Here is a 24,955-nt window from a genome sequence, read left to right as displayed (position 1 = left end):
AACGACCTAAACGCAGCCTCCTCCACAACACTCAACCTCAGCATGTCCCATAGACACTTGCTGCCGTGGTGGTTGAATGGAACGCTCCTTAACCACCAGTTCTCCCAACTGATCCCAGCGGTAAGTGGGGCCGTCCACACACACCAGATCATCGGCCACATAACAATGACCACATAGTCCAACCCCACAGTGCATCCGCCGTTCCAGGGATAACCAGATACGGCTGGCAGGATGCCCCTGGCTGGTGAGATATTTACAGACCGCTTCCATCATACCTTCAGGGCCACAGCAAATAACATGATCAAAAGGACCGTCGTCACTAATAATCTGGCTAAGGTTCGCCATGAGCTCCCGACCCGGCATAAATTTCCTACTGGCACCTTCCAGCATATCCACCGCTTCATAGAGCTTGCAGCTGTTCCGCCAGTTTTCCCGCTCATGTTTCATCACCAGCATGGCTTCACTGCGGGCACTAAAGTAAACAACAGGTTCAGATCCCTGCTCAATAAGGGTATCAATCTTTGCTGCCACCGGTGCCAGACCGCAACCACCAGCCACCACCAGCACCCTATTGCCAGCCAACTCAGGCCAGCCTTTGCCAAAAGGACCTCTCGCTCCGAGAATATCACCGGGCTGACACTCAAATAATGCATCGGTCAGCTTGCCAATCTGACGAATCAGGGCATGGAAACGTCCATTCTCATCGGGCATACCGGCATAGGTAAATGCTGCCTCGCCTTTACCGGGAACACTGAGCATAAAGAACTGGCCCGGACTTACGGCTTTTGGGTCAGCCACACTGGGCAACCCATTACCGGAACCAACAGGCTCAAAGGTAAAGTGGTCAATTTCCTCACCATCGGAATAACGTTCAACCAGTCGTACAGTGACAGGGGTTAAATCAAACATGAGCTACTTTCTCCATCACCGCATGAACACCAATTGAACCCGGGCAGGTCATATCACAGCGGCCACAACCCACACAGCCATAACGCCCCATTTTTTTGGCAATATCCCCGGAAAACTTATGATACCAATAGCGGGCTACCCGCCTGCCCGGAGCCCGGGCGGGGTTGGCACCACTGGCTTCTTTCTGGAAACCTTCCATCAGGCAGGAATCGTAAAACCGTTCTCTGGAATAGCCTGTCTCTGTCTTATGGTCACGGGTGGCATAGCAACTACAGGTTGGGCAGGTTTGGCTACAGCCTGAGCAACCGAGGCATTGTTGCGCTAAACGATCCCAAACTTTATCAGGTACTGCCCGGGCATTTATTCGCTGAATACCATTAATAATGTAGGTGTCGTCTGCAAATGCAGCTTTGGCATGCTCCGCATTCATTTTCCGCCAGTAACTCCAGTGGGAATCAGCGGGAGAAAGGTTCATTCCGGACACTGCTGCCTGTCCCGCCGGACTTGAGCAAATGAGCCACCAGCCAGGCTGATCCCCACCAATATTGGGCATAGGCGTTAAAATCAGGTCAGCAAGGTCTTCACCCACATGGGGGCCTGCATCCACGGTTGAACAGAAGCCATTATTACAGGGCGCACTACAGTCAATGCCCACCAGCAATGTCTCTTTTCTTCTGGCCTGATAATAAGGGTCGTCTTTAAAATGAACATCCTGATAGGCAATAGCTGCCAGATCACAGGCTTTGACCCCAAATAAAACACGGGGTTCTGACGCTGGTCGGGTGGTTTTAAACTGTTCACCATCAAATTCAAACAGCATTTCCCGCTCGGCAAAAAACAGGGACTTTGGCGACATAACGGGTCTTAGTTTCTGGTCAAAGGGTGTCACCTCACCGCTTTTCAGGGGTTGCCAGCTGCCATTACCCGTTTCATCATGAACGGGCTGTAATACGTTATACCGCAAAGCCAGCCAATCCCTTAAATGCTCAGCCCGTTCCAGTTCATAAACGTACATGATGCGCTCCTTCTGCAGAATCTGATGATGCAACCTCGCGTAAAACCTGGATAGGTCGTGGACGGTCTGATGGCTGTAAAGGCTCAACCTTTACGGCACAAGCCTTAAGCTCCGGCATCCGGGTGATGGGGTCCTGGGCATCATTGGTTAGCTGGTTAGAAGGGGTATCATCAAAATGGTAAGGCATACTCACCAGTCCGGGGGGTAACTGATCGGTAATCATCACCCGGGTTTCCACATAACCCCGCCTGGAGCGCACACCCACTGGTGCGTGGTTAAACAGCCCCTGTTTTTCAGCATCCTGGGGATTCATAAACAGTACGCCTTTAGGGGTTTCCCTCTCCAGTAAAGGCGATTTGCGGGTCATAGAGCCACAACCATAATGGAAGTGCAGACGAATGGTGGTCAGATAGTAGGGGTATTCGGCATCGGGATTCTCAGCCGGTGGCAAATAATGCAAGGGCATCAACCGGGCCTTGCCATTGGGAAAGCTTTTTAAGTGAAGAATGGGCGTACCATCGGGTGAATGGGTATCACAGGGCCATTGCAGCCCACCACTCTTTTCCAGCCGGGGATAACTCATACGACTATAAATAGGCATTAACTGGCTAAATTCATTAAACACGGCTTCAGCAGAGGGCCAGTCAAATCCTTCGACACCGAAGGCCCTGGCCAGTTTACCTATAATTTGCCAGTCAGGCAGACAATCACCAATAGGCTCTATGGCTTTACGAACCCGCTGTACCCGGCGCTCACAATTGGTAAAGGTACCATTTTTCTCAGCAAAACTGGCGGCGGGTAGAATGACATTGGCAAACCTGGCGGTTTCTGTCATAACCATTTCGGTGACAACCAGAAAGTCCAGCTTGCTCAACACTTTCGCCACCTGATTCTGGTCTGGATCCGTCACCACGGGGTCCTCTCCAAAAATCATCATGGCATGAAACTGACCTGCCAGTGTCGCTTCATTCATACCCAGCGATGTCATTCCCGGATGATCCGCTACGTCACAATCCCAGGCTCTGCTGAACTTATCACGTATGGCAGGATCATCCGCTGACTGATAGCCAGGGTAGACATTGGGCAAAGCCCCCATATCACAGGCACCCTGAACATTATTCTGCCCCCGCAACGGGTTGATCCCTGCCCCGGGCTTGCCCACCTGACCACAGCACAAGGCCAGGTTGGATATGGCCATTACATTATTGGTGCCGCTGACATACTGGGTGACCCCCATGCCATAAGCAAGGAATGCTGCCCGGGCATGACTGTAGACCCTTGCAGCCTGGATTAACTGATCCACTGGCACACCGGTAATTTCACTGACTTTTTCCGGTGGATAATCCTGCACATTGGCTTTTAATAAATCCAGATGGCGACAGTGCTCATCCAGAAACTGTTTATCCTCCCAGCCACGGGTAAAAATAATGTTGAGCAGGCCATTAATCAGGGCAATATTGGAGCCTAACTTTAGCTGCAAGTGGACATCAGCCAGCTTGGCCAGCCTGGTTTTACGGGGGTCAACCACCACCAGCATGGCTCCCCGCTCACGGGCCTGCATAATTTCACTGCCAATAATGCAGTGGCTTTCAGTGGGATCACAACCAAAAACCACAACCACGTCAGCCTTATCAATATCACCAATACTATTGGTCATGGCTCCAGACCCCAGTGTCCTGGCAAGCCCGGCAACCGAAGGGCTATGACAGATACGGGCACAGTGATCAATATTATTGGTTTTCAGTACGGCACGAACAAATTTCTGGATGGCATAGTTATCTTCGTTGGTGGCCCGGGCGCAGCTGATTGCCCCCACTGATTTGGGTCCATGCTGTTCCCGGTGATAACTGAATTGCTGGTAAATCAGGTTAATTGCTTCATCCCATGAGGCTTTACGAAACTCGCCATTTTCCTTGATCAAAGGATGGGTAATACGTGTTTCCCTGCCTACACCAAAGGCGCTACTCCAGCCTTTGGAACAAAGCCGCCCTTTGCTAATGGGGTGATTTCTGATGGGTTCTACCCCGATCACCCGTTCATTTTCAGTACGTAGACCAATTCCGCAGCCTGTCCCGCAATAGGGGCAAACTGTTGCTGTCGTTTTTATACTCATGAACTTCCTGAAATATTTTCATATATAAAGTTAACAGATAAAAATGATTCCTATTTCACCTGTCTTAAATACAGTGCGGCATATGAAAAACTTCAGGCAACATTCACAGGCTGCACTTGTGAGGGATTTTAGCCCTTTCTTTATAATGGAATTAGAGAAACAAATATTGACCTGAGACAACGGATGTTTTTTTCTGTTAAAAATCGTTATCTCACGATAACGCACAAAAAGCCTGTTCGATTAATAATCAACTAAAACGATAGCTTTATTTTTCCCTCTCAAAAATAAAAAAATAAACACTACCCTATGAAATATACATCTATGCTTAAAAGTCAGAAATAATAATAGAAGTTATGAAATGTTTTGCTTACATTATACTAAAGCATCTTTTCCTTTAAAAAGGCTGATCGCTGAGCATAAAATCAACCTGAAGTGCATATCAGGAATAATTTTGCTGGTACTTTCTGTATCAACAAATGCAACTATTGAAAATCATACCTATCAATTAAACGAAGCAGCAATCAGCTTTCAAAAACAACAATGGCCACTAAAGAAACCAGATGATTTATCTATGATTAGCGCAGGATTTTACTTTACTCCTGGAGATAATGGCCATAAAGACCTCGTACAGTGTCCTGTCTGTAAAACAGCTATAAGCCATTGGGATACCGAGGATGACCCTATCAAAAAACATATGAGCAGCAACGAGCTATGCGGTCTGGCCCAGGCAATAGATAACAAAGCATTCGCCCCCTGGGATCAAAATGAGTTTTCATACAAACGTCATCCCAGACTAAAACCACATGTTGTAGTTACAGATCGTCACAGGCCCGATGGCAAGATACATTATAAATTTGGCCATGTGGAGGAACATGTGGACGCATTTACTGTCATGGTTTCCTTTGATGATTCAGTATATCCATATGCTTCTAGCCGCCAGTGGCCACGAGCACAGGTAAAAATGGCAGCCTCATTTCTTCGTGACCTTGGATTTAATGATGAACACCAGTTTTTTCAAATAGGTGAAGAGCTATCCTGTTTATTAGGTGGCAAAAGAATAAAACAATACCTGATCGACTCGGCATTTGACCTCAAACAAAAACAGCGTCCAGGCTATCCACACACGATAAATACTTCCAGCCTTTATATTCAGCTGTTGACAACGCAAGACCTGACTGGACACACTCACACTCAAGCCTATAAAGACCAGGAAAGAGTCAGGCAATGGGGTATCACAGGTGAAGACATCCTGTATCAGGATATCCCCCCTTCAAAGGCAATCGATCATATATTGAGGGGAAAGGTCCATGATGTCATGGGGCAGTATGACCTTAATATCATTTACGAGACACTAGATGAACTATCAGTGTTCTTTACTGGCCTTCAGCCAAGGCATATATTGAGTGCAGCAAACAGAAGGCTAGAAATTATACATCGCCTCCCTCAGTACCCAAAAGAACCCTCGCTTCCAATCACAATAGAGCTGTTTTTTATTCTAGCCTTTGACTCAGAAGTTAATAAAACCGATACATATAAAACCACCAGCGGATCATTTCTGTCTATTAGCCGGGATACGGATTACTGGCTTGACAAGATAATATCAACTAGATTAAGACAGCCCATAATTGAAGAGTTCACTGTAAAAGGTCAGATTGATTTTCTTATCCAAGACCAAGAACACCTCTCTCGAAAAGAATATCCTCACGAATATGAACAAACAAGTGATGCACTTCAATACGATGAAAACAGCGCCTCAGGTTACTCTGTACAGCCACCTGAATATTGCAGTCATCCAGTTAGTCACCTCCTTACCCCGCCCGCTGGACCCCCACCTGAACAATACTGTAATGACCCTCAATCTATACTCGACAAATTTCCAGATGACATCAGAACTAATTATGCAGTTATAAATAAAATGGATGTAAAAAGTAGCGAGGCAGAATTATTTTTAGTGCAATCAAGACGATCAGGACAACTTTATGTCCTAAAAAATATCAAACTGAAAAAACCAGAACACGGCTCTTTACTTTATAAAAACTTAATAACAATCTGCACAGCACAAAAAAATAGAGAAATGGCCGGTTTCGACTTTATAACAAACATCAGATATGCCGTTTATCAGGAACAACAGGATAAAGAACACCTGTATTTATTGGAATGCTAAGTAGGTCATAGTTTGGTTTCAAATAAACTGGATGTTCGGCCAGTACGAGAAATCTACTTCTTGATCTAACGATCAGATAGCTATTGAATGATACATTTACTCTATTATAAAGAGAGTACTGGTCTTTAAATCCCTCTCCCTATGAAGTACGTCACTACAATCACTGATGAAGCTGTTTTATCAACTTTGAAATTCGCCAAACACTACGGACCTCTGAGATGTATAAGGGAAAGAGCCCATAGCCTTTTATTGAGCAATCGTGGCTTTACCCTTGAGCAAATTGCCGAAATACTTGAAATTAGATATCAAACTGCTTCTCAGTGGATTGATGATTGGGAAGAATATGGTATTCGTGCCTTGTACAAGGGGCATGGTGGCGGTAGGCCGTGCATATATGACGAATCCGAAGTGCAACGCATAAAAGAATTAGTGGCTGAAGAGCCTCGTCGCTTATCGTATGTCAAATCCAAGATCGAGGATGAAACCGGTAAATCTTCATCAAAAATTACTCTGGCAAACATTGTAAAAAAGCAGGGCTGGTTTACAAAAGACTCCGTAAATCATGCAAACATAAACGGGACGAAGAGCAATTCCATGACTGTAAAACTGCTCTGAAAGATGCCCAGGAAGCCGAGAGCAAAGGGTTAATCAATTTATTTTATTTTGATGAGTCCGGCTTTACCCAGGAACCTTGTGTGCCATACGGTTGGCAGGAAAAAGGAAAGCAGCTCAGAATACCATCAGTCAAAAGTAAACGCATCAACGTACTGGGGTTTATGAACCGAAGCTGTGAGCTATTTCATTATCCTGTTGTGGGTTCAGTGAATAGCGATACGGTGATTGCGGCCTTTGATGACTTTGCAGAGAAAATGGCAGATGAAAAATACAGCTCAAATGATCGTTACACGGTAGTTATGGTGGATAATGCCAGCATTCACACCAGCAAAAAGTTTTGTGCCAGAATTGATGACTGGATGATTGAAAAGAAATTGCTGGTCTGCTTTCTGCCAACATATTCACCTGAGCTCAACCTGATTGAAATCCTGTGGAGGAAAATAAAGTATGAATGGCTCAACCTCTTGTCAATCAAGAGCTTTGCGGAATTTGAAAAAGAAGTTGAACGGGTGCTTTTTTCATTTGGAGAGGAGTATATGATCTCATTTTCTAATACTGTCCGACTGGATGGTTAAATTATTCGAAAGCAATCTATACACTACTTATTACCCACAAACTTTAGCTGAAAAATTAAAAGATCCTGCATCTTTAACCTGGATACAACGACAGACTATCCTGATCAAGGTAGCTGAAGCTATAGAGGCTCTTCATAGCTATGGTTTTATACACAGGGATATAAAAGCAGACAATATTATGCTTGATCGCACAGACAACCCCCTGCTGACTGACCTGGCCTCATTAGCTAATATTGTCTCTGAACTAGAAAACTCAAAACATGCCCATAACGGGGAGCTTAATGTCTGCGAAGATATCCGGGGAACCATTACAAACGCAGCTCCGGAAGTAATCCCTGATGCAACAGGACGTCAACCTTATGGTGCGGCCGCTGATATATGGAGCTTTGCTGTAGTCTGCTGGTTTACTTTTGGAGGGCAGGAAACACTATTTCAAGCTAAATGGGTTCCCATAGAAATTAGGAATAGGAAGGAAAATATATGTTATTATTATCATGAAGGCCTTGATGAGGTATTCCCCAAGCATTTCAGCCCCTGGCAGCAATACTGCAAGCTATCCGAAATAGGAGAGAATGTGCCTCCTTATATATTAAGAACTTGTGCAGCTTCACTCAACAGGGATCCAAAAAAGCGCCCAACAATTGGAGCAATTATCCAGCAGCTGAAAAACCCCCATCAGGAGGTCATCGCCATACCGAAAAGTTAACCCGGATATTTTATTCCCTGAGTCATTGAAAAATTCAGGGAGGAAGCAACCCCTCCCTAAATACATAACTGTACCTCAAAGAGCTTTCCTTAAAATACTCTCTGAAAGCTCAAGGGTAATATTTTGCTTTTCTCCTAACGCAATCATGTTATGACGTTTTAGCTGGTCAATCAGTTTAACCACCTCGTCTGCACCAATACCATAATCAGCCAAGCGGGTTTTAATGCCCATTTGTTCAAAAAAGTCCCGGGTTTTCTCAATGGCTGCATCAATACGTTCTTGATCACTGCCAGAGCTGATTCCCCAGATTCTTTGTCCATACTGCAAAATTTTATCTGCCTTCTGTTTGCGCATCACGTCCATTACAGAAGGAAGAATAATAGCCAGTGTTTTAGCATGATCCAGTCCGTAAAGTGCGGTTAGCTCATGACCGATCATATGGGTTGACCAATCCTGAGCGACACCCCTGCCAATAAGGCCATTCAACGCCTGGTTGGCAGTCCACATGATAGTAGCGCGGACATCATAATTATCTGGCTGACTAAGAACTTTTGGCCCTTCCTCTATAAGCGTCAGTAACAAACCTTCAGCGTAGCGATCCTGAACCTGGGCACCTTCACGCACCGTAAGGTACTGTTCCATAACATGAACAAAAGCATCCACCACTCCATTTGCAGACTGACTGACAGGCAAGCTGTAGGTGGTCTCCGGATCAAGAATTGCAAATTGAGGGTAGACTTCAGGACTTATAAACGACAGCTTGTCACTGGTCTCCCTGCGGGTCACCACAGCAGCAGCATTACTTTCAGAACCTGTTGCAGGTAAGGTCAAAACATTTCCAGCAGGTATTGCCCTGGTTACAGCCGCCCGTTCACTCAGGATCTGCCAGGGATCACCTTCAAAAGGAATGGCCGCCGCAATAAACTTGGTGCCATCAATAACAGAACCCCCACCCACGGCCAGCAGGAAATCAATCTGTTCCTTTCTGGCCAACTCCACTGCCTTCATTAAGGTTTCATAGGTTGGATTGGGTTCTATGCCACCAAACTGGAGAACCGTGTGTTTTTTCAGTGCTGCCAGTACCTGCTCCAGTGTACCATTCCTCTTGATACTGCCGCCGCCATAAGTAATCAGAACCCGGGCATTCTCCGGAATTTCAGCGGTGACCGCTGCTATCTGCCCTTTACCAAAATGCAGACGGGTTGGATTATGAAAACTAAAATTATCCACTATTACTTGTCCCCTAACTTCACCAGCATCTTGCCAGTATTTTTACCCAGGAATAACCCTATAAAAGCTTCAGGTGCCTGTTCTATACCGTGGTAAACTGTTTCTTTCCAGCTAATCTTTTCTTGCTCAATCCACTGGCTCATTTGCTGAACAAACGCGGGATATCCATCCCAGTGCTCAAACACAATAAAGCCTTCTATCCTGAGCTTTTTAATAATAATTTGCCCAAGATTTGCCGGGCCTGGGCGGGGTTCGGTGGCATTATACTGGTCAATCATGCCACAGACAGCAATACGACCATGGTCATTCATGAGATTGAGTACAGCCTCAAGATGCGCCCCACCTACATTCTCAAAATAAACATCAATACCCGCAGGGCAGGATTTAGCAATATCCGCCTGGAGACTTTCAGTGGTTTTATAATTAACCACAGCATCTACCCCCAGCTGCTCTTGCAAGTATCGGGCTTTATCATCCGAGCCGACACTGCCAGCCACGTAACACCCTTTTAGCTTGGCTATCTGGCAAACAATAGCGCCAACCGCCCCGGATGCGGCAGATACAAATACATTATCACCCTCCTTGAGTCCGGCAATTTTATTTAAGCCCGTGTAAGCGGTCATACCCGGCATTCCCAGAATACCCAGAAAGGCCTGCTCAGGAATGGGTGAATCTGGCAGTGAGTGAAGGTCTTTACCACAGCTAATAAAATACTCCCGCCAGCCATTCATGCTATATACTTTTGTACCTTCCGGAAAGGCAGGATTCCTGGACTCAACCACCACCCCAATAGCACCACCAGAAAGCACTTCATTCAATGCAAAAGGAGCAATATAACTCTTGCGCTCTATCATCCGTCCCCGCATATAGGGGTCCACAGACATCCATCGATTTTTTATAAGTACTTCGCCATCCCGTAACTCAGCTATAGGAGCAGCGACAGTTTTAAAATCCTCTGCAACCGGGATGCCTTGAGGGCGTCGTTGAAGATGAATTTCCCTGTTTTTTTCGATATACATTCTGGCACCTCTGATGCAGAGCCTTATAAGAACAGGCTAAATCTAGCTTCACTGTACTTATATTTCTAATGCATCATAATCATCTTCACCATGATTTTGAGTAATATGAAGTGGGTATTTCAGAGCTTTCTGCAACAGACTTGAATTTATTACCGGTATTACAGGTTCTACTGGAGGAAAGAAATGTCACACGGGCAGCGGGGCGGTTAAACCTCACTCAACCAGCCATTAGCCGTAATCTGGCTCGTTTACGACAACTGTTCAACGATCCGCTATTTACCAGAACTCCAAAGGGGTTAAAACCGACGCCCAGGGCAGAAGGGATCTACCTACAGCTTCAACGATCTTTACAGGATATCAGCCAACTGATTAAACCTGCCCACTTTGTTCCGGAAACAGCTTCAAATAACTTCAGGTTAGCCACTACCGATTACGGGGCTCAGGTTCTCTTACCCTCGGTTATGGGTCGCCTAAATCGGGAGGCTCCCGGTATTAACCTTGAAATCATTCCCTGGCATCAACAGTTACTGAGCGAGCTGGATCAACAGAACATTGATATTGCCACCTGTAGCCTGACCGACGCCCCAGCCTCTATTCATGGACGAGGTATAGGACAGGATAAGTTTGTCTGTGTCATCAGGGAGTCACACCCGCTGATGAAATCAGGACTGGATCTGGAAAGTTATGCTAAATACGCCCATGCCCTGATAACCATGGGCGGAGAACGCAAGGGTGCCATTGATTACCTGTTAGAAAATGCAGGTCTTAAAAGACGTGTGGCACTCCGAATACCTCACTTTGTCGCCGCTTTGGCATTGGTGGCACAAACAGATTTAATTTTAACAATCCCCTTTGGCCTGGCAAAAAGCTGCGCAAAACATCATGGCCTGGTTATTTTACCCTTTCCCATGGAACAAAAAGGATTTACCTATTCCATTATCTGGCATGAACGGCATATGAAAGACCCGGCCCATATCTGGTTTCGCCAGCTGATGTATGAGGAGTTAACGGAAACCATCTGTAGCCTGCAAGAGGAATGCTTGGTTGATAGCTGTAAAAGGAGTGATTCTGAACAAGCTCATCAACAATACATGCGCTGTGATTAAAAGAATAATTTTTAGGGGCTCTACAAGAAAAAGAACTTGCCCAAGTAATGCACCTTGGGCAAAAAAAGACTTGCTACACTGGCAAAAATAAAATACTGAGCAATATGTTGACCAATAGCCCAATAACTGTCGGAACTGCTGTTCTTCTCACCAACTCGAAAGGACTGACTTTTGCCATACCCGCCGTCGCAACAATAACACCCGCCACCGGGGACAAACTCCGACAGGCATTAGAGGCCTGCTGCATAGGCAGTAGCATATAGATACCATTAATACCCATGCTCTCCGCCACCCTGGGAATCAGCTCAACAAAGGCATAAAAAGGTGCATTACCGGAACCTGTCAGCAGAGCCACCATTCCGGTAAGGGCAACAAAAGCAAACATCATGGCGGTGGGACCAAATCCCATACTGCCTGCAGAGGCAATCATGGCATCAATGGCACCAATACTTTTCATACCAGATGCAAAAATACCTGCCGCCACCAGAATAACCACAACCGGCAGTGCCTCCTGCATACCCTGAAGAATAGGTTCAATACCTTCCATGGCTTTTTTACCACTACGATGGCGAATGGCTTCAAACAGCATGGCCATAAACATACAGACCAGGGCAATACCGCCAATACTGATTTCCAGTCCCTTTACCAATCCAAGATCATTGCTGGTCAGTATCAAAACTATAATGGGTAGCAATGGCAAAAAACCATAAAAAGCGGGTGCTTTTCCTTCAACTTCCGCTGTCCTGACACTGATATTGGACATATCAGCATTGAGTCCCTTATCACTGTGCTGATACAGCCCCTGTTTAATATCACAGCGCTTTTGCCAGAACATATGAGCAATAGCAATGGCAATCATTGAGGGGATAGCAATAGGAATCTGGTATTTCAGCGTATAAATTTCTACCGACATGCCAATATTCCGGGCAGCAATCACAGAATCCACCGCCAATGGAGAAAAGCTGATGGTACAGGTGGTAGCCATCGCTGCAGCTACTGAAATAGGCGAGAGTCCAAGGCGGGTTAACACAGGATACAGGGTGGACATTAACAGCACAGCCAGGCTGGTTGCACCAAAGCCTGCCAGAGATATTAAGCTACCAATAATAAAAGTAACAGCCAGCAGCAGGTAAGGCTTATTAAAGCCGGATAACACCCGCAAGGAAGCATTGATCAGAATATCGTTAGCACCGATATAGGACATATATTTTGCGTATGCCAACAGGGCAAACAGCATAAAGCCCATACCGCCCAGACGATTATTAAACATACCGTGCATGGCTTCGAAAATATCCAGCCAGACAGAACCGGTTGTTTGGTCTGCCCCGAGAATAGGGTTTCCTGTCACCAGGATTGTTGCTGAAAAAAGCACCATACCGGCCAGAAAAAGCACGGCAATGGCATTATATCGTCTTAAAATGGCAGTCCCTGCCAGTAACGCCACTACAGACGTAATCACAAGATTCATTCATTCCCCCAGTCTAAAGATACTAACACCCGTTGAAATCCGGCACCTCTCACAGAATTGAAAAAAGATAGAGTATCCCCCTTCAATAGCCCCTAACCCGGATATTTCATAACCGAGCCAGAAATAGTTTTAAAGAGAGGTATTGTCAAAATACAAAAATCATACCCAGTCTCTATCAAAGCAGGAGAGGCTGAAAAAAAGTAATTAAGTAGGTCATAGTTTGGTTTCAAATAAACTGGATGTTCGGCCAGTACGAGAAATCTACTTCTTGATCTAACGATCAGATAGCTATTGAATGATACATTTACTCTATTATAAAGAGAGTACTGGTCTTTAAATCCCTCTCCCTATGAAGTACGTCACTACAATCACTGATGAAGCTGTTTTATTAACTTTGAAATTCGCCAAACACTACGGACCTCTGAGATGTATAAGGGAAAGAGCCCATAGCCTTTTATTGAGCAATCGTGGCTTTACCCTTGAGCAAATTGCCGAAATACTTGAAATTAGATATCAAACTGCTTCTCAGTGGATTGATGATTGGGAAGAATATGGTATTCGTGCCTTGTACAAGGGGCATGGTGGCGGTAGGCCGTGCATATATGACGAATCCGAAGTGCAACGCATAAAAGAATTAGTGGCTGAAGAGCCTCGTCGCTTATCGTATGTCAAATCCAAGATCGAGGATGAAACCGGTAAATCTTCATCAAAAATTACTCTGGCAAACATTGTAAAAAAGCAGGGCTGGTTTACAAAAGACTCCGTAAATCATGCAAACATAAACGGGACGAAGAGCAATTCCATGACTGTAAAACTGCTCTGAAAGATGCCCAGGAAGCCGAGAGCAAAGGGTTAATCAATTTATTTTATTTTGATGAGTCCGGCTTTACCCAGGAACCTTGTGTGCCATACGGTTGGCAGGAAAAAGGAAAGCAGCTCAGAATACCATCAGTCAAAAGTAAACGCATCAACGTACTGGGGTTTATGAACCGAAGCTGTGAGCTATTTCATTATCCTGTTGTGGGTTCAGTGAATAGCGATACGGTGATTGCGGCCTTTGATGACTTTGCAGAGAAAATGGCAGATGAAAAATACAGCTCAAATGATCGTTACACGGTAGTTATGGTGGATAATGCCAGCATTCACACCAGCAAAAAGTTTTGTGCCAGAATTGATGACTGGATGATTGAAAAGAAATTGCTGGTCTGCTTTCTGCCAACATATTCACCTGAGCTCAACCTGATTGAAATCCTGTGGAGGAAAATAAAGTATGAATGGCTCAACCTCTTGTCAATCAAGAGCTTTGCGGAATTTGAAAAAGAAGTTGAACGGGTGCTTTTTTCATTTGGAGAGGAGTATATGATCTCATTTTCTAATACTGTCCGACTGGATGGTTAAATTATTCGAAAGCAATCTATACACTACTTAGTTCTAATTTTATAATTAACAAGCCCTAAAATTAATGATATAGATCAACAGCACTAAAACTAATAAAAGAACCTACAAGTAATAGAAAACACTCTTATTAACTCTTTCAAATTAAAAAAAATCTTACCTATATCAAAATAAACAATCACACTACTTTTATTTTCACCTATGCTAATTGCAAAAACACGAAGCAGGTTCCCATCATGAATATCAGATTTTTTTCACCAACAAAGTCCATTAAAATAAAAAACAAAAACGCGTTATTCTTATTAACAAAATGGTTTTACTGCTATTTATTTTCAATACTCGCATTCCCAGTAAACTCCGCATATTCCCACCAGGATTGTTGCATGGAGGCACACTACTGTTATGATGAAGCCGCTCAAACATTCGATACATATCCATTAGAAGTCGTTAATGGCGGCCCAACCAAAGAATCAATCCTTCAGGCTGGTTTTTACCGAAAGTCAGATGGCACAAATGATGGCGTTAATTGTACATTATGCAAAACATATCTCTATCAATGGGAAGAAGGAGATGACCCATTAGATTGCCATCTAAAGGCCAGCTTCAAACGCAACAAAGAATATTGCCCTTTGGCAAAAGCAATATCTACCAGGCAGTTTTCCCCTCAAAAAAACAGTGCACTCTTTCGGGTATCTGGCTCTTCAGACTCCACAGAACCCGTATTAAAAAAAACAAAGCCTCATACAACAAAAAATTCTACAGGGAAAAATAATACAGCATCCATTGTTTGTAGTGGTCAATGCACTACCGACAAAGTCCATCCTCAGGAGGTTGAAACAGGCACCCGTATTATCATTGAAGTCATTGAGCCTTTTACAGCTACAACACTCTATCTTTCAGGAAGGTGTCTACAGGAAAAAATTCTTTGTAAAAAAACCAACTATTACCATATTGAATTTGATGACTATGTTCAAAAATCCCCCACTAAAGTAAAAAAAAGAAAGATGGAGGAAAAAACCTATCTTTCTCCCTCACACTACTGGCCATCCTGGGCTCTACATCAGCCAGATACATTTTTGCAAAAATATAAACTGGAAAATGAAGACTACCTCAACACTCTCCAGGGTTCATTGACTTCTCTTAGTAATGGAGCCAACTTAAAATCAGCTATTATCCTTGCTGCAAAGAGACTAACCCAAGCTCATATACCATTAGATCAAGCATATTGGTCAGCTCCCCAAATTTATGTGGCCATGCTTTATGATACCAGTGACTGGTGGGCTGACTTACCTGAAGATGCATCAATGAGAAAAGACCAAAATGATGTACTGAAATCAAACATCGCTTTAAAAACAAACATTGAAGCACTATCAAAGCTTGATGCTCAAAAACTATTAGAGCAAGGGTTACTGGTCTCCAGCTTAATCCATCAATAAAGCGAAAAATAAGGGAGCTATCCCTATTCAGGATAGCTCCCTTTCTAACAGAAAAATAATGCCGTTAAGCCGTTACGGCCTGATCTTCCGTCCCCTTATCTTCTTTCTCCTCTGACCCTTCAATCATTCGGGTTAACCGGGGGGCAACCAACAACATAATAACGCCCACAATCCCCACTGCCACTGCCAGGTACATAAAGTACTGCCCATACACAGGCAATGTTTCCAAAGGATTAACCTCCCCTTTTGGAGTGGCTGTAAAACCGGCTAGCTTACTACCAATAATACTTGCGGCTGAAATGGTCATCGCCTGGGCACCAATAGCAAAGCCTGTCAGGCGCTTAGGCAGAAGCTGGGCTAATACAGAAAGTCCCAAAGCACTCACCAACAGCTCTGCAACAGCTTGAAGCAGGTGGGCTAATACCAGCCACCAGGATGAAATCATACCGGTTTCATCAGCAAAGCAACTGCCCAGCGACATAATGGAAAAAGCGGCACAACTAAACAGCATACCGATAGAGAACTTGATAGCAATGGATGGGTCACGCCCCTGTTTGCCTAAACGGTTGTATAAACCTGCCAGCAACGGACTAACAATAATAATCCAGAGGGGGTTTAAAGCAGGGAAGGAAATGGGGTTAATGGGAATTCCGGCAACATTGGGTTGAACATTGTTGATGGAAAAGAACGTCATGGATGTGTACATCTGGTTATATATCACAAAGAACAGCATGGACTCAAAGAGCAGAACCAGAGCCACTGCCATACGGGTTCTTTGCCCACCTTTCTCCTTCATCATTTCCCAGATAAAGTAGATCGCTGCCAGTGTTCCAATAACAGCCATTAGCCACTGGGTAATGACAATATTATTCAATAACCATGCGGCAATAAAGATCAGGGCAATACTGCCAGCCACAATTCCTAAATACAGTGGAGTGCTAATCGGGCGAAAATCTGCCGGAGAACCCACATCTTTAATCCAGCCTTTCAGGAAGAATAAAACAACAATCGCAATACAAAGTGCAAAACCTGCAAAGGCGAAGGCAAAACCCCATGAAACGGCAGCGGCAATAATCGGGAAAAGCATCCGAGCGGAAAATGACCCCAGGTTATTGCCATGGTAAAACAGGGTAAAAGCACCATCCACCCGCTTATCACCAGACTTATAGGAGCGGGCAATCAGAGACCCAGGACTGGTATTTGCCAGCCCCCCACCCACAGAAGTACAAGTCAAGGCAATGTAGGTAAGCCATTCCAACTGCATCCAGGCAGCGACCCCAAGAGAGATAAATCCAAGTGCCCTAAAGAATAATCCCAGATAAAGCCCACGCTTCGAGCCAAACACCTTATCTGCCAGAAAGCCCCCCAGTGTCAGCAGGGTATAGCCTAAAGCAACATAGGCTCCCACCACTCCAAAGGAATCTGCCTCGGCAAAATTCATTCCCTTGACAAGGTAGACCGTTAAAAGGCCAAACATTCCATAGTAGGCAAAGCCGTTACATACCTGAACAATATACATTAACTGGAATGTTCGGGTATGACTTCTGAAGGTCGCTAACATAGTCCGGATTCTTCTGGATTGGAGAGTTAGTGTCTTTTGAAAAACTGCTTTATCAAGAACATCTTAAATAATCAATGATCAAGCAAGTAAACGTCATATGTTTAATTACAAAAACGGTCAGAAGGTTACTATTAATAACTTTTTTTTTATTGATCTGATGCAGGGTTAAGACATGACAGAATAATCACCTAATAAATCACAAAACCCCATCCTAATCATCGCTTTTTTACTAAAAAACAACTATATTCATGGTGACTAATAACTGATGTACGAGAGTTGACCTATATCAGACAACTCCGGTAAAACAAAAAAAGCGCTTGAGATTATAGTTATATATGATATAACCGATATATAGCTATGTTAGTAACAGAAAATAACCTTCAATTTCTGTAACATTGATCTTGTCTGCTCATTTCTGAACATACCCATGTGTTAGGCTTACACCAGCAAAACCCAAAAAAATGAATTCAGATAGCAGTAGGTGACGAGAGTCATATTTCTGTCAACTTAAACGACTACAATGGACTCTCATTGTAATAATAGAGTCATTTCCAACCCTGCAAGTCCATCCATAACCCAAGAGGACGCAAGAGGAAGTACATTTTTTATATCAAGGATATTAACCATGAATAACTATAACTGTACCCACGGCCCCGCCAGCCAGACTGTGCCTGAAGGTATTCTAAGCCATGGACTGATGATGGTGAGTAAACCCCGTGTAAAAGAGTATACGGACACCAGACAGGAAAAATGGCGCCGGCGTTGGCTGTCACAACCGGTTAATAAAGAAAATCAGGAACAGAAATGGCGACGCCAGGGCAAGCTTCAATAAGCTGACCTGCTCCCGCTTTTTCTTCCCCCCTACTTCTTTTCCCATCATGCACAATAAACGATGCCCAGACCATGAAATGGACTGGGCGACAGGAGTATTATTAGTTCAATTAGCTCCAGTCAAGAATGACCTTACCAGATTTACCGCTTGCCATAACCTCAAATGCTTCCTGATAATCAGCCACACCATAGTGATGGGTAATCACCGGCTGCATATTCAGGCCAGATTGCAACATGCTGGTCATCTTATACCAGGTCTCGAACATTTCCCGGCCATAAATACCCTTGATTATCAATCCCTTAAAAATAACCTGATTCCAGTCAATCACCGTATCCTTACCCGGGATTCCCAGCAGCGATACCTTGCCGCCATGATCCATCACTTCCAGCATTTGCTCAAAAGCTGAACCATTACCGGACATTTCCAGCCCGACATCAAAGCCCTCTTTCATATCCAGGTCTTTCATCACCTGATCCAGGGACTCATTCAGCACATTAACGGTACGAACACCGCAGCCCATCTCATGAGCCAGAGACAACCGGTAATCATTGACATCGGTGATCACCACATGGCGCGCACCGGCATGACGGACGATGGCAGAGGCCATGATACCGATGGGACCCGCCCCCGTAATCAACACATCTTCACCAACCAAATCAAACGATAAGGCGGTATGCACGGCATTACCCAAAGGGTCAAAAATAGAGGCCATATCATCACTGATATCTTCTGGCAGAGGATACACATTGACTGCGGGAATACAGAGGTATTCCGCAAAGGCTCCTGGACGATTAACCCCAACACCAAAGGTATTCCGACATAAATGGCGACGACCTGCCCGGCAATTACGACAGTGACCGCATACAATATGGCCTTCGCCGGATACTCGTTCACCAAGGGTCAGTCCTTCTACACCATCTCCCATGGCAACCACTTCACCGGCAAATTCATGACCCACCGTCATACCGGCAGGAATGGTTTTCTGTGACCACTCATCCCAGTTGTAAATATGAATATCAGTACCGCAAATAGCGGTTTTCTTGATCTTTATCAGAACATCATTGTAACCCACCTCGGGAATGGGTTTTTCATCCATCCAGATGCCTTTTTCAGCCTTTAATTTGGCCAGTGTTTTCATTGTTCCTGTCATTACAATCATTCACTTTTCAATTAAGGATGTCTCAACAAAACCTTCTTAAATCGAAGGTTTTGATAAATTTGAAAACATTAATGGGTTATTATTTTTTGCTTATTACCCCTACCGACATTCTGATCCAGCCTCTCAAATTCATCCAACCGCTTGCTAACCACTTTCGCCAACAGTAGCAAGCCAATCAGGTTGGGTAGAACCATCAAGCCATTAAACATATCAGCCAGCTCCCAGACCAAATCCACCTTCAGGGCACAGCCGACAATAATACAGGCCATAACAGCCCACTCATACACCACTACCGCGTGCTCATTACGGAACAAATAGCGAATATTGGCTTCTCCAAAAAAGTACCAGCCAATAATCGTTGAAAAGGCAAAAAACAAGAGGGCTATTGCAATAAAAATATCACCAAAAGGCCCCATACTTGCGTGAAATGCTCCCTGGGTCAGGGCTATTCCGGTGAGTGAACCGTCCACTGGAATGGTTAAAATCACCAGTGCGGTAATGGTTAAAATAATAAAGGTGTCAAAGAAAACACCGAACATGGCAATGGTACCCTGCTCCACAGGGTGCTTAACCTTGGCTACCGCGTGGGCATGGGGTGTAGATCCCATACCGGCTTCATTGGAAAAAAGTCCCCGGGCAACACCGTAGCGAACCGCTTCCTTAATTGTTACACCCAGAACACCGCCCGTTGCCGCCATTGGGTCAAAGGCTCCAACAACAATCATCTTCAATCCGGCACCAATGGCCGACAGATTCGTCAGTAAAATCCATAAGCTACCCGCAATATAAAGCAACGCCATAAAAGGCACTACTTTGCTGGTAAATGAAGCGATACTGCGAACCCCCCCACGAAAAATAAGCCCTGCCAGACAGGAAAGCACAATGCCAATGACCAGGGGATTGACCCCGAATGCGGTATCAAAGGCATGACCGATGGAGTTAGCCTGAACCATATTGCCGATAAAGCCCAGGGCAATAATAATGCTCACTGCAAAAAATACGGCCAACCCTTTACTGCCAACGCCCTTGCTTAAATAAAAAGCAGGTCCTCCACGCACCTGGCCATTAATATTCTCTTTATATTCCTGCGCCAGTACCGCTTCGGCAAATATGGTTCCCATTCCGAAAAAGGCAGTTATCCACATCCAGAAAATGGCACCGGGGCCACCCGCAGCAATGGCGGTTGCTGCCCCCGCCAGATTACCAGTACCCACTTGGGCAGCAATGGCAGTGGTCAGGGACTGAAAGGAGCTCATGCCCTTGCCATCAGCCTTGCCTCCCTTCTTGCCACCGAAAGCTAACCATACCGATTGTTTAAAACGACGCACCTGGACAAATCGCAATCGAACCGTGAAGTAGATACCTGTTCCGGCCAAAAGGAATATCAGAAGGTAGCCCCAGAGCAGGTTATTTACCTCTGTTACCATAGATAGCAAACTATCCATGACGCCCCCTATTTTTGCTTTTAACTGTGGTTTGTCGTTTATTTTCGGTTCTAGCGGCCTGTCGGACTTAGCCGATCGTAGCGAGAAAAAGACCGGTTTGAGCCATTTTTTATGCTGATTCGAGGCGAATAGTGGTTCTATTTAACGAGAGTCAGCATAAAAAATGGCCAAATCCGGCTTTTTCGCAGTAGGTCAGAGCTAAGTCCTACAGACTGCTAGACTACGCCCATAATAAGTCAGTTAAACTGATATCTATCAACAGTCCGGCTGCATGGCCGTAGAAAGGCTTCCTGCTTCTTTTTCGGATTTGATACGCATATGGATACTACTCCCCACGTAGCCAGCCAGGGTTCCACCCATCACAGCCACCACCAGGGCACTGACAACATTCATTGGATCATTGAAGGCAAAGGGCGCTAATAAGCCAGGAATAGGAGCGGCAGTGCCGGGCGCATTATTGATGATATTGAAATACACAGCCCCCATACCCGCCATGGCACCACCGAAGAAATTGCAAGAATAGATTTTCAATGCATTGGCCGTCACAATGGGAGCCTGAGTCAAAGGCTCCAGCATAATGGCTGCCACCTGGCTGTCATTACCGAGCTTGAGGCGCTTGAAGACAATACCATTGGTAAAACTGCCGCCAACACAGGCAATGGCTGCAATGCCCATGGGAAGCCCGGTCAATCCGAGAATAGCCGTCAGCGCCATGGAACTGAGCGGGGAAGTGCAAACGATCTTGATAATGCCACCCAGTAATAATCCCATAATATAAGGTGACTGAGTGGTGGCTTCACTAATGGCACCGCCAATAATCGCCAAGGCACTGTCAACGAAGGGAGCTGACCAGGTTGCCATCAAGTAGGAAACAGGTGCAACTAATAGCGCCCCTGCAATCATATCAACCCCTTCAGGCAGGCGTTTTTCCAATTGCAAGGCAATAAATGAACAGAGATAACCGGCAATAAAGCCTGGCAGAATACTTTGTCCCGCCACGGCAATACCTGACACAACCGCCAGGGTGGGATTAACCCTCAATGCCAGACAAACAAGAATAGCTGCCGCCGGACCACCCATGGAACCTGCCGCCACACCTGTCTCCTTCAGGAAAGCAATACCTATAAAATCCCCGGTGATATAAGAATGTACGGCTTCTACCAGAAAGCTGGCTACTGCGGCATTGGCCAGACCACCCAGCGCAGCCCGCCCTTTTGGGGCATATGCACTGAATAAAGAGAAGAGTGAAAGACAGATAAGTAAAAATGAAACACCTTTAATAAGTTCCATACAAAGACCTTTTTTAGGACTGCAAATCCGGGGGCAAAGCGTTTAAGATCAGATTCTGCTTAATTACTCAAAACTGGACTGATATTCATTCCTGCCGATCACAGTTGCTGACGGCTGGGCTTTGCAATAGGTCACTGGTATTACCAATGACATAATAAATTCTTTAAGGGGTATGAATATTAAGGGTATGTGTTCACCTTAAGATAAATAACCCTCTTAATCAGGTATCCGCCAACTGGGTAAGGTCAGGTTTTGTTCAATTGCAGCCAGCCGTAAAACCAGGACAATAACTGAAGCTGACAAGGCAACCCATTCCATTGGCAAGGCAAACATATTGAGAATCACATAAGCCAGACCACCTGCTATGGCTGCCGTAGGGTATATACCCTGTTTCAAAACCAGCGGAACATCTCCGGCCAGCAAATCCCTGATGACACCCCCTCCGGCACCGGTCAATGCGCCCATAATGATGGCAACCAATGGTGCGGCGCCAAGGCTAAGGGTTTTTTCCACACCAATGATGGTAAAGGTTGCCAGGCCAATGGCATCCATAATTAATAATGTATTATTAAATAGCAGACAGAGTTTTCGGGTTAACAGCCCAGCCGCAACGCTTCCCAGAATAATAAACAGATAGTTGGTATCAGTGACCCAAAAAACAGGATCGCCACCCAGTAACATATCTCGAATGGTTCCGCCCCCCACAGCAGTGACGAAAGCCAGAACCATGACACCAAAAAGATCCATATCCTTACGACAGGCAACCAGTACACCGGTAATGGCAAATACTGCCGTTCCAAGAATATCCAGTGCATATAAGAACATCAGTCAATACTCCTTTGACACAACCTGAACGCATTAAATAGGCCGTTCGGTAAAAATTGGTTTAAAGCGCCTGTATAAGTAACATTCAATCCAGGGAACTCATGCTTTCTTGACCGTATTGACTAAAAACAGATACCTTAAAAGTGTCTACTTATAGCCTTTATAGCTTGTAAATTTGATGATGTTATTTTTAACATTCAATAAGAATTTAATTCCATGACCTATGGCAAGAAAAAATTTCTTATCGAAGCAACATTAAAAAAAGAAAAGATACAAATTTAATAATAAAAGAAAAAATTCAACTAAAAAGAAACCTTGTTTCCTTTATGAAACTTATTGTCTTTAATTCAACCTATTTTTATCGATAATAAACAAAACGGGTGATCAATTAATTACTGATCACCCGTTTATTACAGATATCGTTAATATTTAACCATTTGCTGGAACAGCTGCTTTCTCACTGTCCTTGTCTTTCGTACGCCCTTTAATCAAATCATCAAGCCGCCTGGCTGTCAGCAGCATGATCACCGCCATCACAGCAGCACCAATGCCTACTTTCAGGAAGTAATCTGCATAGACAGGAAGAGTTGCCAAAGAGTCCACCGGGCCATCAGATTTTGGCACAGCAATATAAACAGCAAGGTTGGCGGCAACAATAGACGACACTCCCAGTGTCAAGGTTCTAAATCCCAGGGTAAAGCCCATCATATGGCTGGGTACCAGTTGCGCCAGTACAGAAATACCCAAGGCACTGATCAGCAGTTCTCCCAGTCCCTGGAAAAGATGGGTTAGAATCAGCCAAATAGCGGACACCCGACCGGCATCATCTGCCATGTAGGTTGCCCCAAAGGCCAGGCTCATAAAAGCAAGGGTACAGAAAACCATACCCAGGGCAAACTTACCCGGCATAGATACCGCCTTGCCTTTAGCACTGCTTCTTTCATACCAGATCGCCAGCAAAGGGCTGAGAATGATAATCCAGAAAGGATTAAGTGCTTGAGTGGATACAGGGTCAAATGGGATACCCATAAATACATGACGGGTGTTGTGAATGGCAAAGAAAGTCAAAGAGGTGGGCATTTGCTTATAAAGGACAAAAAAGGCCACAGAGAATCCCAGCAAAACCAGGCTAACCAGCATTTTTCTGCGCTGTTGGGCATCCTCTTTACGCATATAGGAAAGGAACAGGATAATAGCACCAGCAATAGCCACAAACAGCAACACCTGCATTAATTCATAGTGGGAAATCAGCCAGCTTCCCAGAAATGTCAGACCAATCATGCCTGCAATCACCAGACCCAGGCGGACAATGTTTAATTGTTCAAAATCCGGTTCTGCTCCCACTTTCGCAACCCAGCTCCGCTTAAACACGTAGATAAGCACAGTGAGGATATTCCAGGCACCGGCAATGGCAAAACCAGCAGAGTACGAGTACCGATGGGCAATCAATGGTGTGATCACTAGGGAAATGCAAGAACCCACATTAATCATCATATAGTAAAGTGTAAAAGCGCTATCAATCCGGGGATCCTTCTTTTCATACGCTTTTGATATCAGGTTGGATGGGCAGTTATTAGCCAAGGCCCGGCTAACACAGCCGCCTGAGAGTCCAACCATCGCCAGGGTAAAGCTGCCAATGGAAGCGGCATAACTCAAGATAAACAAAGAAACTATAATGGCTACGTTACCAATAATCAGTGAACGTTTTACCCCCAGCACACGGTCTGCCAGATACCCTCCCATGGCATAAATAATGGTAGAAAAGGCCGATGCTGCACCATTAATTAAAAAGGCCTGCCCCTCCGGTAAGCCAAGGTCATTCACCATAAAGACAGTAACAATGGCACTCATACCATACATGGATAGCATGGCAGGTAGTATAATCATGCACATCAGCCTGAAAGCTGCTGGCTGGCGATTAAAGGCTATAGACATTTTACTCCCCCATAAAATCCGGACATAGAAAGTCCTTGATAAAAAACGATGATGCTATTTTTTTATATTTTCAATTCAGGCTACCACCTGAAAAAAGAAAGAATTTATACCAAAACGGTTTGAATAAATTAAAGAGCACACTCCCCGGATAAAACCA

At 44.8% G+C, this 24,955-nt stretch carries 21 protein-coding genes; 9 read left to right on the top strand and 12 right to left on the bottom strand.

The window, feature by feature from the left end:
- Positions 1 to 6 precede the first annotated feature (6 nt).
- From MJ595_RS11680 to fdhF, 3 genes are read right to left on the bottom strand one after another with little or no spacing between them, the layout of a single operon-like run.
- Complete coding sequence (locus MJ595_RS11680; protein ID WP_263078048.1) at positions 7 to 909, bottom strand: FAD-binding oxidoreductase; 903 nt, start codon at positions 907 to 909, stop codon at positions 7 to 9.
- On the bottom strand, positions 902 to 1,924 hold the full coding sequence (locus MJ595_RS11675) for a 4Fe-4S dicluster domain-containing protein (protein ID WP_263078047.1): 1,023 nt from the start codon (positions 1,922 to 1,924) through the stop codon (positions 902 to 904). The genes MJ595_RS11680 and MJ595_RS11675 overlap by 8 nt, the downstream gene beginning before the upstream one ends.
- Positions 1,911 to 4,037: a formate dehydrogenase subunit alpha gene (fdhF, locus tag MJ595_RS11670; protein WP_263078045.1), complete on the bottom strand. Its 2,127-nt coding sequence runs from the start codon at positions 4,035 to 4,037 to the stop codon at positions 1,911 to 1,913. Before fdhF ends, MJ595_RS11675 begins: the two co-directional genes overlap by 14 nt.
- Before the next feature lie 451 nt (positions 4,038 to 4,488).
- Here fdhF and MJ595_RS11665 point away from each other — a divergent pair, with 451 nt between their 5' ends.
- From MJ595_RS11665 to MJ595_RS11650, 4 genes are all read left to right on the top strand, one after another.
- Complete coding sequence (locus MJ595_RS11665) at positions 4,489 to 6,201, top strand: baculoviral IAP repeat-containing protein (RefSeq protein WP_263078044.1); 1,713 nt, start codon at positions 4,489 to 4,491, stop codon at positions 6,199 to 6,201.
- A 141-nt stretch (positions 6,202 to 6,342) separates the two neighbouring features.
- The gene (locus MJ595_RS11660; RefSeq protein ID WP_263078043.1) at positions 6,343 to 6,816 is read left to right on the top strand and encodes a helix-turn-helix domain-containing protein; all 474 of its coding nucleotides are present in this window, start codon (positions 6,343 to 6,345) and stop codon (positions 6,814 to 6,816) included.
- Entirely contained in the window at positions 6,738 to 7,391 is a 654-nt protein-coding gene (locus tag MJ595_RS11655; protein ID WP_263322427.1) for an IS630 family transposase, read from the top strand. The genes MJ595_RS11660 and MJ595_RS11655 overlap by 79 nt, the downstream gene beginning before the upstream one ends.
- Entirely contained in the window at positions 7,384 to 8,097 is a 714-nt protein-coding gene (locus MJ595_RS11650) for a protein kinase (RefSeq protein ID WP_263078042.1), read from the top strand. Before MJ595_RS11655 ends, MJ595_RS11650 begins: the two co-directional genes overlap by 8 nt.
- Before the next feature lie 75 nt (positions 8,098 to 8,172).
- Here MJ595_RS11650 and MJ595_RS11645 read toward each other — a convergent pair whose 3' ends face one another.
- Complete coding sequence (locus MJ595_RS11645) at positions 8,173 to 9,327, bottom strand: iron-containing alcohol dehydrogenase (protein ID WP_263078041.1); 1,155 nt, start codon at positions 9,325 to 9,327, stop codon at positions 8,173 to 8,175.
- 2 nt (positions 9,328 to 9,329) lie between these two features.
- Positions 9,330 to 10,346 carry an NADP-dependent oxidoreductase gene (locus tag MJ595_RS11640; RefSeq protein WP_263078040.1) on the bottom strand — a complete coding sequence of 339 codons (1,017 nt, stop codon included), beginning with the start codon at positions 10,344 to 10,346 and terminating at the stop codon, positions 9,330 to 9,332.
- Between the two features lie 110 nt (positions 10,347 to 10,456).
- On the opposite strand from MJ595_RS11640, the gene MJ595_RS11635 reads away from it, so the two are divergent.
- Positions 10,457 to 11,452 carry a LysR family transcriptional regulator gene (locus MJ595_RS11635; RefSeq protein ID WP_263078039.1) on the top strand — a complete coding sequence of 332 codons (996 nt, stop codon included), beginning with the start codon at positions 10,457 to 10,459 and terminating at the stop codon, positions 11,450 to 11,452.
- 73 nt (positions 11,453 to 11,525) lie between these two features.
- On the opposite strand, the gene dcuC is transcribed toward MJ595_RS11635, so the two are convergent.
- Positions 11,526 to 12,920, bottom strand: coding sequence for a C4-dicarboxylate transporter DcuC (gene dcuC, locus MJ595_RS11630; protein WP_263078038.1), 1,395 nt, complete (start codon positions 12,918 to 12,920; stop codon positions 11,526 to 11,528).
- Between the two features lie 349 nt (positions 12,921 to 13,269).
- On the opposite strand from dcuC, the gene MJ595_RS11625 reads away from it, so the two are divergent.
- The 3 genes from MJ595_RS11625 to MJ595_RS11615 all read left to right on the top strand — a co-directional run bounded on the left by MJ595_RS11625 (position 13,270) and on the right by MJ595_RS11615 (position 15,751).
- Entirely contained in the window at positions 13,270 to 13,743 is a 474-nt protein-coding gene (locus tag MJ595_RS11625) for a helix-turn-helix domain-containing protein (RefSeq protein WP_263078037.1), read from the top strand.
- Positions 13,665 to 14,318, top strand: a complete 654-nt coding sequence (locus tag MJ595_RS11620; protein ID WP_263322427.1) for an IS630 family transposase — start codon at positions 13,665 to 13,667, stop codon at positions 14,316 to 14,318. The genes MJ595_RS11625 and MJ595_RS11620 overlap by 79 nt, the downstream gene beginning before the upstream one ends.
- A gap of 233 nt (positions 14,319 to 14,551) precedes the next feature.
- Positions 14,552 to 15,751 (top strand): baculoviral IAP repeat-containing protein, encoded by a 1,200-nt coding sequence (locus MJ595_RS11615; protein WP_263078036.1) that lies wholly within the window; start codon positions 14,552 to 14,554, stop codon positions 15,749 to 15,751.
- Between the two features lie 64 nt (positions 15,752 to 15,815).
- Here MJ595_RS11615 and MJ595_RS11610 read toward each other — a convergent pair whose 3' ends face one another.
- Complete coding sequence (locus MJ595_RS11610) at positions 15,816 to 17,312, bottom strand: oligopeptide:H+ symporter (protein WP_263078035.1); 1,497 nt, start codon at positions 17,310 to 17,312, stop codon at positions 15,816 to 15,818.
- Positions 17,313 to 17,937: 625 nt separating this feature from the next.
- Between MJ595_RS11610 and MJ595_RS11605 the strand changes: the two genes are divergently transcribed.
- Positions 17,938 to 18,144: a hypothetical protein gene (locus MJ595_RS11605; protein ID WP_263078034.1), complete on the top strand. Its 207-nt coding sequence runs from the start codon at positions 17,938 to 17,940 to the stop codon at positions 18,142 to 18,144.
- Positions 18,145 to 18,253: 109 nt separating this feature from the next.
- Here MJ595_RS11605 and tdh read toward each other — a convergent pair whose 3' ends face one another.
- The 5 genes from tdh to MJ595_RS11580 form a co-directional block, all read right to left on the bottom strand.
- Positions 18,254 to 19,282 carry an L-threonine 3-dehydrogenase gene (tdh, locus tag MJ595_RS11600; protein ID WP_263322497.1) on the bottom strand — a complete coding sequence of 343 codons (1,029 nt, stop codon included), beginning with the start codon at positions 19,280 to 19,282 and terminating at the stop codon, positions 18,254 to 18,256.
- A gap of 89 nt (positions 19,283 to 19,371) precedes the next feature.
- On the bottom strand, positions 19,372 to 20,730 hold the full coding sequence (locus tag MJ595_RS11595) for a sodium:alanine symporter family protein (protein WP_263078033.1): 1,359 nt from the start codon (positions 20,728 to 20,730) through the stop codon (positions 19,372 to 19,374).
- 273 nt (positions 20,731 to 21,003) lie between these two features.
- Positions 21,004 to 22,038, bottom strand: a complete 1,035-nt coding sequence (locus tag MJ595_RS11590) for a PTS sugar transporter subunit IIC (RefSeq protein WP_263078032.1) — start codon at positions 22,036 to 22,038, stop codon at positions 21,004 to 21,006.
- Positions 22,039 to 22,254: 216 nt separating this feature from the next.
- Positions 22,255 to 22,863 carry a trimeric intracellular cation channel family protein gene (locus tag MJ595_RS11585; protein WP_263078031.1) on the bottom strand — a complete coding sequence of 203 codons (609 nt, stop codon included), beginning with the start codon at positions 22,861 to 22,863 and terminating at the stop codon, positions 22,255 to 22,257.
- Positions 22,864 to 23,292: 429 nt separating this feature from the next.
- Positions 23,293 to 24,798, bottom strand: a complete 1,506-nt coding sequence (locus MJ595_RS11580; protein ID WP_263078030.1) for an oligopeptide:H+ symporter — start codon at positions 24,796 to 24,798, stop codon at positions 23,293 to 23,295.
- Positions 24,799 to 24,955 lie beyond the last annotated feature (157 nt).

The organism is Endozoicomonas sp. Mp262 (assembly GCF_025643335.1).
In the GTDB taxonomy this organism is placed as follows: Bacteria; Pseudomonadota; Gammaproteobacteria; order Pseudomonadales; family Endozoicomonadaceae; genus Endonucleibacter.
Note: the sequence above shows the minus strand (reverse complement) of the source record. Positions and strands in the feature narration are given on the sequence as shown.

What these genes read in the sequence shown, in the direction of transcription:
- MJ595_RS11680 (WP_263078048.1), bottom strand. Translation starts at nt 909, where the DNA reads ATGTTTGATTTAACCCCTGTCACTGTACGACTGGTTGAACGTTATTCC.
- MJ595_RS11675 (WP_263078047.1), bottom strand. Translation starts at nt 1,924, where the DNA reads ATGTACGTTTATGAACTGGAACGGGCTGAGCATTTAAGGGATTGGCTG.
- fdhF (WP_263078045.1), bottom strand. Translation starts at nt 4,037, where the DNA reads ATGAGTATAAAAACGACAGCAACAGTTTGCCCCTATTGCGGGACAGGC.
- MJ595_RS11660 (WP_263078043.1), top strand. Translation starts at nt 6,343, where the DNA reads ATGAAGTACGTCACTACAATCACTGATGAAGCTGTTTTATCAACTTTG.
- MJ595_RS11650 (WP_263078042.1), top strand. Translation starts at nt 7,384, where the DNA reads ATGGTTAAATTATTCGAAAGCAATCTATACACTACTTATTACCCACAA.
- MJ595_RS11640 (WP_263078040.1), bottom strand. Translation starts at nt 10,346, where the DNA reads ATGTATATCGAAAAAAACAGGGAAATTCATCTTCAACGACGCCCTCAA.
- dcuC (WP_263078038.1), bottom strand. Translation starts at nt 12,920, where the DNA reads ATGAATCTTGTGATTACGTCTGTAGTGGCGTTACTGGCAGGGACTGCC.
- MJ595_RS11625 (WP_263078037.1), top strand. Translation starts at nt 13,270, where the DNA reads ATGAAGTACGTCACTACAATCACTGATGAAGCTGTTTTATTAACTTTG.
- MJ595_RS11615 (WP_263078036.1), top strand. Translation starts at nt 14,552, where the DNA reads ATGAATATCAGATTTTTTTCACCAACAAAGTCCATTAAAATAAAAAAC.
- MJ595_RS11610 (WP_263078035.1), bottom strand. Translation starts at nt 17,312, where the DNA reads ATGTTAGCGACCTTCAGAAGTCATACCCGAACATTCCAGTTAATGTAT.
- MJ595_RS11605 (WP_263078034.1), top strand. Translation starts at nt 17,938, where the DNA reads ATGAATAACTATAACTGTACCCACGGCCCCGCCAGCCAGACTGTGCCT.
- tdh (WP_263322497.1), bottom strand. Translation starts at nt 19,282, where the DNA reads ATGAAAACACTGGCCAAATTAAAGGCTGAAAAAGGCATCTGGATGGAT.
- MJ595_RS11595 (WP_263078033.1), bottom strand. Translation starts at nt 20,730, where the DNA reads ATGGTAACAGAGGTAAATAACCTGCTCTGGGGCTACCTTCTGATATTC.
- MJ595_RS11590 (WP_263078032.1), bottom strand. Translation starts at nt 22,038, where the DNA reads ATGGAACTTATTAAAGGTGTTTCATTTTTACTTATCTGTCTTTCACTC.
- MJ595_RS11585 (WP_263078031.1), bottom strand. Translation starts at nt 22,863, where the DNA reads ATGTTCTTATATGCACTGGATATTCTTGGAACGGCAGTATTTGCCATT.
- MJ595_RS11580 (WP_263078030.1), bottom strand. Translation starts at nt 24,798, where the DNA reads ATGTCTATAGCCTTTAATCGCCAGCCAGCAGCTTTCAGGCTGATGTGC.